We start from the raw sequence: 12,999 nt of genomic DNA, 5'->3' as shown, positions 1-12,999 counted from the left end.
GTACGACATTTTCGCGCACTGCACCCAAATGATCGACGTGCGGGGCTAGGGTGCTGGGTGTTGGAGGTATGCCCCGTGCCGATGGAAGCACAGGCCCAGAAGCTCGTCGCCGGCTTGGTCCGGGTGGCCGTGATGGCCCCCGTCGACGGCCCGGAGCCGGCCCACGGCCTGCCCCCCGCCCACCGCCAGATCATGCTGCTGCTGGGCCGCCGCGACCGCGAATACCGGCTGTCCGACCTCGCCGGCGACCTCGGCTCGACGGTCGCCGCGACCATGGCCCTGCTCTCGCCCCTGATCGCCGACGACCTGGTCGAGATGCGCCCCGCGCCGTCCTACGCGGCCCGCGACATGCGCGTGGCCGCGACCGACCGCGGCCTGGCCACCACGCCCGCCCCCGCGAACTGGGCCGACCAGCTGCTGTCGGAGGTCGAGGGGCTGACCGACAACCAGCAGGCCCGCCTCCTGCGCATGGTCACCGCGCGGATCGGCCTGATGCAGCAGCAGGGCAGCATCCCGGTCACGCGGATGTGCCTGTCGTGCCGGTTCTTCGACGGGTACCGCCATCCCGGCACCCCGACCCCGCACCACTGCTGGTTCGTCGATGCCCCGTTCGGGTACCGCGAGCTTCGCCTGCACTGCCCCGACCACATCCCCGGCGAGCCCCCGAAGCCGAAGTACTGACCCTCGCGCGCACGCTCTGTGCACAGTTACGCACTGCGATGCCGCCGGCCGCCACCTGGCGACGCCCCCACCGGTGAACTCTGGCACGCCGCCCGCTGCGTACCGCGGGAACTGCTTTTATGCTGTTCGCGTGACAACCTGGGGTGGGCCATGAGCATGTCGGTGACCGCCAACGTGATGATGGACGGATCGACAGTACTCTCCGTCCGGGGCGAGATCGACCACAGCAACGCGGCCACGCTGCGTCAGGAAATCGTGTCCGCCGCGACCGATCGGCGGCCGAGCTCGCTGCGCGTGGATCTGGGTCTGGTGACGTTCCTGGACTCCGCGGCGGTGGGCGCCCTGGTCGCCGCCCAGCGCGAGGCGGGCGCCGAGGGCGTGCGCGTCGTCGTGTGGCGCTCGAGCCCGTTCGTGTACCGCCAGCTGCGCATCGCCGGCGTCCACGAGCTGCTCGGCGCCCCCGCCGAGCCCGACGGCGACCACATCGCCTTCTGACCCGGCGGGCGCTCAGCTCAGCACGAGCTGCTCGGCGCCCCCGCCGAGCCCGACGGCGACCACATCGCCTTCTGACCCGGCGGGCGCTCAGCTCAGGCCGATGTCGTGGTCCTTGTTGATGTGCCGGTCGTCGCGCAGCGGGACGTACGGCTCCTCCTGCGGCTCCAGGCCGCCCTCGATCGCGCGCTCCCGCTCCAGCTCGGCGTCGAACTCGGCGCCGAGCAGGATGGCGATGTTCGAGATCCACAGCCACACCAGGAACGCGATGATCCCGCCCAGGGTGCCGTAGGTCTTGTTGTACGACCCGAAGTTCGACACGTAGATCGCGAACCCGGCCGAGGCGATCAGCCAGATGGCGACGGCCAGCGCGCCGCCCGGCGTGATCCAGCGGAAGCCGTGGTGGCGGGCGTTGGGCGAGGCCCAGTACAGGATGGCCAGGATCGCCAGGACCACCACCAGCAGCGCGGGCCACTTGGCGATGTTGAAGACCTGCACCGTCTCCTTCGACAGGCCCACCAGGCCGCCCACCCGCTCGGCGAAGCGGCCGCTGAACACGATGCTCAGCGCGGCGAACGCGATGAGCGTGCCGACCGCGATGGTGATGCCCAGGCGGATGGGCAGCACCTTCCAGATGGGCCGACCCTCCGGCACGTCGTAGATCGCGTTGGCCGCGCGCATGAACGCCCCGACGTACCCCGAGGCCGTCCACACCGCGCCGAGCAGACCGACGGCCGCGAAGAGGCCGGCGACGTGCGAGCCCTTCTTGAGCTCCGAGATCGCGTCGGTCATCGGCCCGGCGATGGCGCCCGGGAAAAGCTGCTGGGCATTGTCGAGTACCGCCGACTGGGTGGTGTCCGTCAACAGGAGCCCGGAGACCGACAGCAGCACCAGAATGCCCGGGAAGATGGAGAGGACGCCGTAGTACGTCAGGGCCGCTGCCCAGTCGCTGAGGTTGTCGTTGTTGAACTCCTTGACGGTGCGCTTGAGCACCTCGAGCCAGGAGCGGCGGCTGAGATCGGTGGGGCTTTTCGGGCCACCCGCGATCGGGTCCTCGGCACCGGTCGCATCATCGGTGCTCGTGTCGTCGTCGTCAGCCATCGGGCGCCACCTCCAGGGTCTCTATGCCCCCGCCGCGCTGCCCGTTAACGCTCCGGGTCGACCCTTCCGGCCCTGATCAGTGCGCTCTGCACGGTGTCGACCAGTTCGGTGGCGCGGAACGGCTTGGCGATCACTGACGCGTCCTCGCCCAGGTCGATGACGGCGGCGTCGAAGTACGGCAGCCCGGACATGTACATGATCAGCGCATCGGGGCTGCTCGCCCGCACGGCCGCGGCCACCTGCACCCCGGTGCCGTCGTTGAGCTTCAGGTCGGTGATCGCCAGGTCGATGCCCTTGGGGTGCTCGGCCAGGCACCGCTCGGCCCCGGCGAGCCCCGAGGCGGTCAGCACCTCGGCGCCGGCACGGGTGAGCACCCGGCGCACGATCTCGCACAGATCCGGCTCGTCGTCGACGACCAGGACGCGCAGCTGCTCGAGCATGCAATCACGATATGCCGCGCACCGGATGCTAGCGTGCGGATCCATGAACGGCGGAGAACGCTCGCTCGCCGACCTGGTGCGCTTCGAGCGGCCGCCGCCGCCCACCCCGGCAAGCCGGCGCCTGCGCCGCCTGCTCCTGCTGACCGCCGTGGCGACGATCGCGATCGACGTGATCAACCTGCGGTACTCCGCGGAGGCCGGCTTCGGCCTGGGCGTCCGCACGTTCTGGGCGACGCTGCGCGCGATCGGCTTCCTGTTCCTCATGCGCGAGGTGCGCTTCGGCCGCCTGACCGCCCGCCCGCTCGGGCTGATCCTGGCCGTGACCACGGTGTTCGCCTCGGCGCGCCTGGTCCAGCCGAAGGAGGGCGCCCTCCTGCCGCGCCTGCCCGTCGTGCTCGGGCTCGTGGTCGTGGCGGTGCTGTGCTCGGCGGTGGTGTGGCAGCTGTTCCGCTCCCCCGGCATCGACGAGCACCTGACCCGGCGCAAACCGCGGCGCGTGGTACCCCCGTGGGTGCTGACCGCCCGTGTGGCCGCCCTGTCGTACTCCGCGCTCATGTTCGTGCCGTGCCTGGTCGCGCTCGGCTCGCTGTTCGACACCCCGCGCCTGCGGCCGGAGATCGCGGTGCCGCTGGTGGTGTCCTGGTTCGTCCTGGGCCTGGTCATCGGCCTCGTGGCGGGCATCATCAGTTTCGTGACCCTGTTCGGGCACGGCTGGGCCAAGCTCCTTCTGGCCCTGATTTCCGCGTTTGTACTGCTGGTGCAGCCCACGCTGTGCTACCTGCTCCTGGGCTGGGACGGCCTCATCCGCGACGGCACGCCGATGGTGATCGCGGCGCTCGTCTGCCTCTACGGGCTGGCCAGATCGCGCGTGTCGCCCTCGGCGTAGTGCTTGATCTTGGCTTCGATGTGCTCCAGGTCGCCCTGCAGCGCGGCGATTCGCTCCAGTACCTGCTGGCGGTGCTCCTCGAGCAGGACGCGCCGCGCGTCGAAGGTGCCCGGCCCGACCCGGCACAGGTCCGCGTAGCGGCGCATCTCGGCGATCGACATGCCGGTGGCCTTGAGCCGCGTGAGGATGCGGAGCATGCCGAGGTCGGCCTCGGAGTACCGGCGGTGCCCGTTCGTGCCCCGGTCCGGCGGCGCGACGAGGCCGGCGCGCTCGTAGTACCGCAGGGTGTGCGCACTCAACCCGGTCAGGTCGGACGCCTCGGCGATGGTGAACATGTCTCCCGAGTCTATTGGACTTCTCGCTGATTCTGTTTGGCTTCTCTCCCCGGGTCTGCTGGGCGTCTCCCCCGGGGTTGCTTGATCTCTCCCCGGGATCCGTTGGACCGCTCCCCCGGGTCCGTTGGACCGCTCCCCCTCCCCGGGGTCCGTTGGACTTCTCCCCCCGGGTTCCGTTGGACTTCTCCCCCCGGGGTTCCGTTGGACTTCTCCCCCCGGGGTTCCATTGGACTTCTTCCCGGGTCTATTTGACTTCGAGCGCGCTCTAAGGGGAACGCTTGTGGCATGCAAACGCGAAACCTCGGTGCACTGACCACGTCCGCACTCGGCCTCGGCTGCATGGGGATGAGCGAGTTCTACGGCCCCGGCGACGACGCCGAGTCCGTCGCCACCATCCACCGCGCGCTCGACCTGGGCGTGACCCTGCTCGACACCGCCGACATGTACGGCCCGTACACAAACGAACAACTCGTCGGCCGCGCCATCGCCGGCCGCCGCGACGAGGTGGTCCTGGCCACGAAGTTCGGCATCCAGCGCGAGGGCGGCACGAGGCGGATCAACGGTCGCCCGGAGTACGTCCGGGCTGCTGTAGACGCGTCGCTGCAGCGCCTGGGCGTGGACCACATCGACCTGTACTACCAGCACCGCGTGGACCCGACCGTGCCCGTCGAGGAGACGTGGGGCGCACTGGCGGAGGCGGTGACCGCGGGCAAGGTACTCCACCTGGGCATCTCGGAGGCGTCCGCGGACAGCGTGCGCCGCGCGCACGCCGTGCACCCGATCGCCGCGGGCCAGTACGAGTACTCCCTGTGGAGCCGCGACCCGGAGGACACCATCATCCCGCTGTTCCGCGAGCTGGGAATCGGCCTGGTCGCGTACAGCCCCCTGGGCCGCGGCTTCCTCAGCGGCGAGATCACCAGCCCGTCCCAGTTCGCCGCGGACGACTTCCGCGCGACGAACCCACGCTTCCAGGGCGAGAACTTCCAGAAGAACCTGGACCTGGTGACGGAGGTCAAGCACCTCGCCGACGCGAAGGGCGCGACGGCGGCCCAGCTGGCCTTGGCGTGGGTACTGGCCCAGGGCCCGGACGTCGTGCCGATCCCGGGAACCAAGCGCCGCAAGTACCTGGAGCAGAACGCGGCCGCCCTGGCCGTAACCCTGACCGCCGACGACCTGGCCGCAATCGAGAAACTTTCCATCGGCCGCGACGTGGCGGGCGCCCGGTACGCCGAGATGGGCTCTGTGAACAAGTAGGACCGAGCGTGCCCGCCTGAGCCACTCCGGCCGGGCGGGCACTGCTGCTTTGCGCGCGGACTGCACGAATGCGTCGCACCGCTGCACACACCCGACACCTACGCCCCGTTCCGTGCGTGGCTCGCGTCGCCAAGCGCCGACCGATCTGGCGTCCTCGCCCACCTGCACACCGGTCCTCGCCCACCTGTGCACGGGTCCTCCGCACCTTGCACCGGTCGTCCCCACCTTCCCGGCTCAACAAGTGAGCACCAAATCCTCGGATACACCCACCCGAAGTGCTGGCGCGGACGGACATGCTCCCTTACGCTCTTGCACGTGACCGCGCGAATGAACAGCTGGTGGCCCGCCTGACGAGGCGGCCCACTTCCGCGTGACACTTTCGCGGCCGCCCGATGAGGCGGCCGTTTTGCTTTCCCGGAAGCCCCGGGTGCCGCCTCCAGAGACGGCCACCCGAGCCCGAAGGGAACGCTATGCCACACGACCCGCTGTTCGCCCGCCCCGCCGCGAACCCAGCCAGCGCCTCATCGCCCCCCTCGCCCGCAAGCGCTCATTCCGTCACACCGGAACGCTCGAACATGCACACCTCGCTCACGCAATCCGACCATCCGGATGCGGCACCTCCATTCACGCTGCCTGGCCGTTTCGATGTGAATGCCCCGTTCGCCCTCCTGCGCAGAGAGGGCCGCGCCAACGTCGAGGTGCTGACCGGTCCCATCTCGACCGTGGACGCACTGGCCGACATCCCCGACGATTGCTTGGCGCTCGTTCCGTTCCGCCAAGTGCGCGAACGCGGCTTCGACTGCGTGGACGACGGCACGCCGCTGTCCGTGTTGCACATCGCCGACCGCCAAGAGATCCCGGTCGCCGACCTGCTGAACCTGCTGCCCGAGTCCCCGATCCAATTCGCGAACGCGGGCTTCGACGTCGGCGACGACGAGTACGCGTCCATCGTGGACACCGTCCTGCGCGAGGAGATCGGCCGCGGCGAGGGCTCGAACTTCGTCATCCACCGCGTGTTCGAGGCGGACATGAAAGGCAGCCCGGTCGCGGCCGCGCTGACCGTGTTCCGTCGCCTGCTGACGCACGAACGCGGCGCCTATTGGACGTTCGTAGTGCACACCGGTGATCGAACGCTCGTCGGCGCCACCCCCGAGCGACACGTCAGCGTCGACGACGGCCTGGTGATGATGAACCCGATCAGCGGCACCTTGCGCGGTACCCCGTCCAAGCCCGCGGTGCTGGAGTTCCTGGCCGACCGCAAGGAGATCGACGAGCTGTCGATGGTGCTGGACGAGGAGCTCAAGATGATGGCCACGGTGGCCGACCTGGGCGGCCAGGTAATCGGCCCGTACCTGAAGGAGATGACCCACCTCGTCCACACCGAGTACCTGCTGGCCGGCCGCACCACACGAGACGTGCGCGAGGTCCTGCGCGAAACGATGTTCGCCCCGACGGTCGTGGGCAGCCCGATCGAGAACGCCTGCCGAGTGGTGGCAAGGCACGAACACCGCGGCCGCGGCTACTACGGCGCGGTCCTGGCCTTGCTCGGCCGCGACGCGCAGGGCCGCCAGACGCTTGACGCCCCGATCCTGATCCGCACCGCCGACATCGACAACACCGGCCGCCTGCGAGTCCCGGTCGGAGCAACACTGGTACGCCACTCAACCCCGGCCGGCGAGGTCCTGGAAACCCACACCAAGGCAGCAGCGGTACTACGAGCGCTGGGCTTGGGTGCCCACACAAGCAAGGTTCCGTCCCCAACCACCACGAACGTGCCAACAGAGCCCAAAGACGAGCGCGCAAACGTGTCCGAAGGCGCAGCAGATGTCCCCGTACCGAGCAAGGACGAGCATTCCGACGGGTCCGGAGGCGCAACGGAGGTCCGCACGCCAGGCGAAAACGAGCGTGCAGATGTGTCCGAAGGGGTGGCAGATGTCCCCGTACCGAGCAAGGACGAACGTCCCAATGGATCCGGAGGTGCAACAGACGTCCGTGGATCCGGAGGCGCAACGGACGTCCGCACGCCAGGCGAAAACGAGCGTTGGGATGTGTCCGAAGGCGTGGCAGATGTCCCTGCACCGAGCAAGGACGAACGTCCCAATGGATCCGGAGATGCAACGGACGTCCGCACGCCAGGCGAAAACGAGCGTTCGGATGTGTCCGAAGCGCGCCTCGCGGCCGGTCCCGAGGTGCAGGCCGCACTCGTAGCGCGCAACGCCACGCTCGCGCCGTTCTGGTTGCAGGCGCGCGACGGACTCAGCGCGGACCCGGCACTCGCGGGTCGGCGAGCGCTCGTTGTTGACGCCGAGGACACATTCACCGGCATGCTCGTCCATCAGCTGCGCGTCCTGGGGCTGTCGACAACGCTCGTGCGGTACGACTCCGAAATCACGGTCGACGAGTTCGACCTCGTGATCCCCGGCCCCGGCCCGGGCGACCCGCGACAGCTGGACGACCAGAAGATCGCGCGCATGCGGGGCATCGTGGCCGGACTGCTCCAAACCGGCCGTCCGATGCTCGCGATCTGCCTGAGCCACCAGCTCACCGCCGGGCTGCTGGGCCTGCCGCTGCGCCGGAAGGCCTCGCCGTACCAGGGCATGCAGCGCGAAATCGACCTCTTCGGCCGCCAGGCGCGGGTCGGCTTCTACTCGACATTCGCGGCGACGCACCACGGCCCATTGCTAGACACCGCGTACGGCCCGGTCAACGTCGCCCGCGACCCGTCCAACGGTGACGTGCACGCATTGCGCGGCCGGAGCTTCGCGAGTCTGCAGTTCCATCCCGAGTCCGTACTGAGTCAGAACGGAATCGACCTGGTGCGCGAGTTGCTGACGGTTCTGCTCGCCACGCCGGTGGCCAGCTCACCGGAGTGAACTGACCGCGCGCAACGACGAGCGAACGCACGCAAGTTGAGCACGATCGCGCACCCGGGACGTTCGTGCACGACGGACCTGCACGGTCGTGCACGACGGACGTTGCACAGTCATGCACGACGGACCCACACGGTGGTGCACGACGGACGTTGCACACTCGTGCACGACGGACCCACACGGTGGTGCACGACGGACGTTGCACACTCGTGCACGACGGATCTGCACAGTCATGCACGACGGACGTTGCACACTCGTGCACGACGGATCTGCACAGTCATGCACGACGGACGTTGCACACTCGTGCACGACGGATCTGCACAGTCATGCACGACGGACGTTGCACACTCGTGCACGACGGATCTGCACAGTCATGCACGACGGACGTTGCACACTCGTGCACGACGGATCTGCACAGTCATGCTCTGCAGATGCTGCACATTCGAGCACGACCGAGACTGCGCGGTCGTGCTCGAATGCGCGGCGCGGTGGAAACACGACAAGTGAAGGGAGCACGTCGGGCGCAGTCGAGCACCGCTGCTGCACGGCCGGGCATGGCCGATGCTGCACAGACGACCACCCGCGATGTGCACGGTCGTGCGTGTACGTGCGGCGTAGCGGGCCGCCGCCGTGGTCGCCGCCTGGACGGACATCCCGGCCGGCCGGCTCCTGGAGGGCGAGACCATGTCATGCGCGGCGCGGTGGGCGCTGCGCGCTGTGTGGTCGTGCGCTTGGCCGTTGGGCGGGGAAATTGTTGCCGGTTCTGGTCGGTGCGCCGGTGGGTACCTCAATTTGGTGATCGTCCGCTTCGTCCGTCTCATTGCGCGCTTTTTTCGCGGGCGCGACCTCAATCTGCACGCCGCTGCGGTCACCTTCTACTCGGGGATCGCTGTGGTGCCGGTGGCTCTGCTCGTGCTGCGCCTGGCCGCCGCGCTCGTTGGGGTCGGGCGGGTGAAGCACCTGGCCGAACCCGTGCTCGCCGCCATGCCCGAGCGCATGGCGGCGGGCGCCGGCGTGTTGCTCGATGCCGGGGCCGGCATGAGTTGGTGGTTTACGTTCGTTGCGCTCATTCCGGCCACGCTCTACGGCGAAGGTCTGCGCCGCGCGCTCGCCTCGCTCTCCGGTGAGCCCGGCGGCGCGGCCGTCGGCTGGCGTGGGCGGCTCCTCGTGCTGCCGCTGCTCGCCTGCGGGCCAGCGCTCGTGCTCATTCTGCTCGTTGCGCTCGGCGCCCCCGCCCGTCACCTGCACGACGGGGGCTGGGCGACGTTGTGGGCGGTGGTGCTCAGCTTCCTGATCGTCTGGCTGGTCCTCAGCCCCGTGCTCATCCTGGTGTACCGCCTGATCGCGCCCCTCCGCCCCGGCTGGCCGGTCACCGTGGTCGTCGGCTCGTTCACGGCTGCGAACATCTCCGGATTCGCGCACGGATTTGTACTGTTCTGGACGCTGCCGCTCGACCTGGGCGCGCCGTTCGGGGGCCTCGACGCCGTCGGCGCGACGGTTGCTGTCGGTTTGTGGTTGTACCTCTTTCATCTGCTCACGCTCGTCGGGTACGCCGCGACCGTTCAAGCGCACCGTATGGGGCTCTTGCGCTCAGCCGCGCAGTCGACAATGCTTCCGAATTAATTTCACTTCTGTCTTCGTTTTCGTCGTCGTTGAGGAGCCGGCCAGTGGATCAGCTCTCGGCCACCACGAGCCACGAGGCCGGCCCGCGCGACCGCCGTGCGCGGATCGCCGTCGCCGGTGCGTACTTCGTGCAAGGTTTCTGCTTCGCCGGCCTGCTCACTCAGGTTGCAAGCCTGCAGAAACGCTTCGACTTCGACGACACCCAGCTGTCGCTGGTACTCCTCGCCGTCCCCGTCGTCGCCGGCGTCGGCAGCGTCGTCGCGGGCCTGCTCACCACGCGTTTCGGCAGCTCACCGGTCCTACGCGCGGGCGGCCCGGGCGTCGCGCTGGCCATCACCGTGACGGGCTTCGCCGCGCAACGTTGGCAGTTGTACTGCGCACTTGCGTTCGTCGGCCTCATGCTCGGACTGGTCGATGCAACCATGAACATGCAGGGCGTGGGCGTCGAGCGCCGTTATGGCCGGCCCGTCCTGAACTCGTTCCACGCCGTCTGGAGCGCGGGCGCCATCCTCGGCGCGCTTGTCACATCGGGTACCGCCCGCTTGGACTGGTCGATCGGGGCGTCCCTGGCCTCGGTCGCCGCGGTGGGCGCGATCCTGGCCCTGGTGGCCGGGCCCGGACAGCTGCGCAAGGCCGAGGAAGCCCAGGAGATCCCGGCGGCGACGGCGGCCGCGGCGGAGGCGGCCATCCCGTGGCGCCCGATCGTCCTGATCGGCGTCGCGATGATGCTCATGTTCATCGCCGACTCGGCCGTCTCCAACTGGAGTTCGGTCTTCATCGAGAAGGCTCTGCACGCCAGTACGGCGGTGGCCGCGCTCGGCCTGGCCGCGTACCAGACGACGATGCTCCTCGGCCGCACCACCGGCGACCGTCTCGTGAGCCGCTTCAGCCCCACCGCCGTCGTCTCGGTCGGCGGTGTGGTCGGCGGCCTGGGTCTGATTCTGGTCGCCGCGTCCACGACCCCGGCCCTGAGCATCGCGGCCTTTGCGGTGGTGGGTCTCGGCCTGTCCCTGGTCGTGCCCCAGTCGTTCTCGGCCGCGGGCCGGCTGGACCCGGCCGGCACCGGGATCGCAATCGCGCGCGTCAACCTGTTCAATTATGTCGGTTTCGTGGTCGGCGCCGGTCTGATTGGCGCGGTGGCGGAAAGCCTGAACCTGCGCTGGGCCTTCGTCGTTCCGGCCCTCCTGGTCGCGGGCATCGTGATCCTGGCTCCGGCCTTCCGCACACACGCCCCGGCCCCGGCCCCGGCGCCGGCGATCGCGGACGCCGCCCCCGAGGCCGCCTCCTAAGAACCCGCGGGCTCCACCCCGAAGCCGTGTCCAAAGAACGCCCCGTCGCCGTGGTCCGAGGACGCGTGGCACCACACCCCGACGTAGCGCCCCACGCACACGTGGCCTGCGCTCTGAGACCGCGCCCCGCAGAACGCACCTCCGCCACGCTCGACGCAGCACCCGCCCTACGCACGCGTGGTCACCGCCACCGAGACCGCGCACCGAACGCGCGGTCGCCACCCTCGACGTAGCGCCCTACGCACGCGTGGCCGCCGCGCCGTAAGCACGTGTGGCCGCTCCCACGTAAGCACGCTTGGCCGGACTGAGACCGCGCCCCGCAGAACGCGCAGCTCCCGCCCGGAGGCCGCGTCCAACGAACGGGTGGCCGCCGGAGGCCGCGTCCAACGAACGCGTGGCCGCCAGCGCCCGAGGCCGCCGGAGGCCGCGTCCAAAGAACGACGCGTGCACACCACCCCCTGAGGCCGGGCCTGGAACGCGTGGTCGCCAGCCTCCGAAGAACGGAGCCCTAAGAACGCGCGGCTGCCAGCGCCAGGGGGTTGAGGTAGTCGCGGTACGACGCGATTTCGCCGTTGTGGACTCGGATCACCGCGATGATCGTCTGGTGGAACGGGGCGCCTGTGGTTGTGACTCGGCCTAGGACCTCGTACTCGACGATGGTGACCTCTGGGTCTGTCGTTTCGTGCACTACGACGTTGCGGTACTGCTCGAATGTGATCGGGGGTCGCGCGGCTCGGGTCATGAATGCTCGGATTTCTGCGCGACCGTGCAGACGGGGCGGGACTCCTTCCGGTCGGAATGGCCATTCGAACGTTGCGTCCGCGGCCAGCAGGCCGATGAATGCCTCCACGTCCTGGCGCAGGCCTACCTCTAGCACTCGATCCACTACTTGCCGTGTCGTCAGCTTCATTCAACGAGCGTAGAACGAATGGTCGGCGCCGGTCAACGGTCGTAGAATGAACGGATGAGTAGCCGGGCTGAGCAGCGGCGTAACACCGAGGCTCGCATTCTTGAAGCTGCTGGGCGGATGTTTGCTGATCTCGGCTACGAACGGACGACCATTCGTGCAGTCGCTGCGGCCGCCGGGGTCGACGGTGGGTTGGTCATGCACTACTTCGGGTCCAAAGAGGCGCTGTTCGGTCGGGTTGCGAAATTTTCGTCCGAGGAGGCGCCGTCGGGGTCGGCCGAGGAGGTGGTCGAGCAACTGCTCGACGGGTTGGGGCGCCGGCTGGAGGACGAGCCCGTCGCGTCGTTGGCGGTTCTGCGCTCGATGTTGACGCACGATGACGCTGCCGAGGACTTTCGCGCCATTGCCCTGCCTCGCCTTGATCGACTGGCTGACGCCCTGCAGGCCGGTGACGCTCTGGATGGTGATGACGCTCGTCTGCGCGCCGGGTTGATCAGCGCGATCACTCACGGGATTCTGATTGAGCGGTACCTTCTGCAGATTGCCGGTCTTGAAGCCGCCGATCCGCAAGCGGTGATTGAGCTGCTGCGTCCGTGCTTCCAGTTGCTCGCCGGGGCCGACCCGGTGCGGCGAAACGTGCAGAGTTAGACGACTGGCGTTGCGCGAAACGCCGAACATGGCACAGGCCCGTGGATCGCTCCACGGGCCTTGAGACGGAGGCCGGGAGACCGGAAAGCCCGGAGAACGGAGCCAGAAGACCGGGGAGCTGGGGAACCGGCGAACCGGAGAACCGGCAGACCGGGGCTGTCGGGGAGCCGGAGAGCCGGCAAGCCACGGAAACCGGGAACCGGGACGCTGGAAAGGACGCCGGGCGCCGGAAAGTCGGGACGTAGCGACGTAGCGACGTAGCGACGCGGGACGCAGGAAGGCCACGACACCGCGAACCGGGACGCTGCGACTCAGCGACACAGGAAACCGGGACGCCGCGACGCTGGAAAGCCGTGACGCCGTGACGCCGTGACGCCGCAGCGCGCCGTGACGCCGGGACGCCGCAGCGCGCCGTGACGCCGCAGCGCGCCGTGACGCCGCAGCGCGCCGTGACGCCGGGACGCCGCAGCGCG

At 69.1% G+C, this 12,999-nt stretch carries 12 protein-coding genes; 8 read left to right on the top strand and 4 right to left on the bottom strand.

Going from position 1 to position 12,999, the window contains the following annotated elements; genetic code table 11:
* The first annotated feature begins 75 nt into the window (after positions 1 to 75).
* Complete coding sequence (locus ACPPVO_RS11220) at positions 76 to 681, top strand: hypothetical protein (RefSeq protein ID WP_426511143.1); 606 nt, start codon at positions 76 to 78, stop codon at positions 679 to 681.
* A 150-nt stretch (positions 682 to 831) separates the two neighbouring features.
* Positions 832 to 1,176 carry an STAS domain-containing protein gene (locus ACPPVO_RS11215; protein ID WP_426511142.1) on the top strand — a complete coding sequence of 115 codons (345 nt, stop codon included), beginning with the start codon at positions 832 to 834 and terminating at the stop codon, positions 1,174 to 1,176.
* 87 nt (positions 1,177 to 1,263) lie between these two features.
* Here ACPPVO_RS11215 and ACPPVO_RS11210 read toward each other — a convergent pair whose 3' ends face one another.
* Positions 1,264 to 2,274 (bottom strand): YihY/virulence factor BrkB family protein, encoded by a 1,011-nt coding sequence (locus ACPPVO_RS11210; RefSeq protein ID WP_426511141.1) that lies wholly within the window; start codon positions 2,272 to 2,274, stop codon positions 1,264 to 1,266.
* A gap of 44 nt (positions 2,275 to 2,318) precedes the next feature.
* The gene (locus ACPPVO_RS11205) at positions 2,319 to 2,714 is read right to left on the bottom strand and encodes a response regulator (protein WP_426511140.1); all 396 of its coding nucleotides are present in this window, start codon (positions 2,712 to 2,714) and stop codon (positions 2,319 to 2,321) included.
* Between the two features lie 43 nt (positions 2,715 to 2,757).
* On the opposite strand from ACPPVO_RS11205, the gene ACPPVO_RS11200 reads away from it, so the two are divergent.
* Positions 2,758 to 3,600 (top strand): hypothetical protein, encoded by an 843-nt coding sequence (locus tag ACPPVO_RS11200; RefSeq protein ID WP_426511139.1) that lies wholly within the window; start codon positions 2,758 to 2,760, stop codon positions 3,598 to 3,600.
* Here the strand turns inward: ACPPVO_RS11200 and ACPPVO_RS11195 are convergent.
* Positions 3,561 to 3,935 (bottom strand): MerR family transcriptional regulator, encoded by a 375-nt coding sequence (locus tag ACPPVO_RS11195; protein ID WP_360383434.1) that lies wholly within the window; start codon positions 3,933 to 3,935, stop codon positions 3,561 to 3,563. The two genes, ACPPVO_RS11200 and ACPPVO_RS11195, sit on opposite strands and share 40 nt — an antisense overlap.
* Before the next feature lie 285 nt (positions 3,936 to 4,220).
* Here ACPPVO_RS11195 and ACPPVO_RS11190 point away from each other — a divergent pair, with 285 nt between their 5' ends.
* The 4 genes from ACPPVO_RS11190 (at position 4,221) to ACPPVO_RS11175 (ending at position 10,971) form a co-directional block, all read left to right on the top strand.
* Positions 4,221 to 5,189 carry an aldo/keto reductase gene (locus ACPPVO_RS11190; protein ID WP_426511138.1) on the top strand — a complete coding sequence of 323 codons (969 nt, stop codon included), beginning with the start codon at positions 4,221 to 4,223 and terminating at the stop codon, positions 5,187 to 5,189.
* 575 nt (positions 5,190 to 5,764) lie between these two features.
* Positions 5,765 to 8,062 carry an anthranilate synthase family protein gene (locus ACPPVO_RS11185; RefSeq protein WP_426511137.1) on the top strand — a complete coding sequence of 766 codons (2,298 nt, stop codon included), beginning with the start codon at positions 5,765 to 5,767 and terminating at the stop codon, positions 8,060 to 8,062.
* A gap of 792 nt (positions 8,063 to 8,854) precedes the next feature.
* Positions 8,855 to 9,682 carry a YhjD/YihY/BrkB family envelope integrity protein gene (locus tag ACPPVO_RS11180; protein WP_426511136.1) on the top strand — a complete coding sequence of 276 codons (828 nt, stop codon included), beginning with the start codon at positions 8,855 to 8,857 and terminating at the stop codon, positions 9,680 to 9,682.
* 44 nt (positions 9,683 to 9,726) lie between these two features.
* Complete coding sequence (locus ACPPVO_RS11175; protein WP_426511135.1) at positions 9,727 to 10,971, top strand: MFS transporter; 1,245 nt, start codon at positions 9,727 to 9,729, stop codon at positions 10,969 to 10,971.
* Positions 10,972 to 11,479: 508 nt separating this feature from the next.
* Here ACPPVO_RS11175 and ACPPVO_RS11170 read toward each other — a convergent pair.
* Positions 11,480 to 11,881, bottom strand: coding sequence for a nuclear transport factor 2 family protein (locus ACPPVO_RS11170; protein ID WP_426511134.1), 402 nt, complete (start codon positions 11,879 to 11,881; stop codon positions 11,480 to 11,482).
* Positions 11,882 to 11,935: 54 nt separating this feature from the next.
* On the opposite strand from ACPPVO_RS11170, the gene ACPPVO_RS11165 reads away from it, so the two are divergent.
* Positions 11,936 to 12,526, top strand: a complete 591-nt coding sequence (locus tag ACPPVO_RS11165) for a TetR/AcrR family transcriptional regulator (protein WP_426511133.1) — start codon at positions 11,936 to 11,938, stop codon at positions 12,524 to 12,526.
* Positions 12,527 to 12,999: the final 473 nt, after the last annotated feature.

Origin of the sequence: Dactylosporangium sp. McL0621 (assembly GCF_049995355.1) — a bacterium.
In the GTDB taxonomy this organism is placed as follows: Bacteria; Actinomycetota; Actinomycetes; order Mycobacteriales; family Micromonosporaceae; genus Dactylosporangium.
This window is presented reverse-complemented; position numbering and strand designations above follow the sequence as displayed.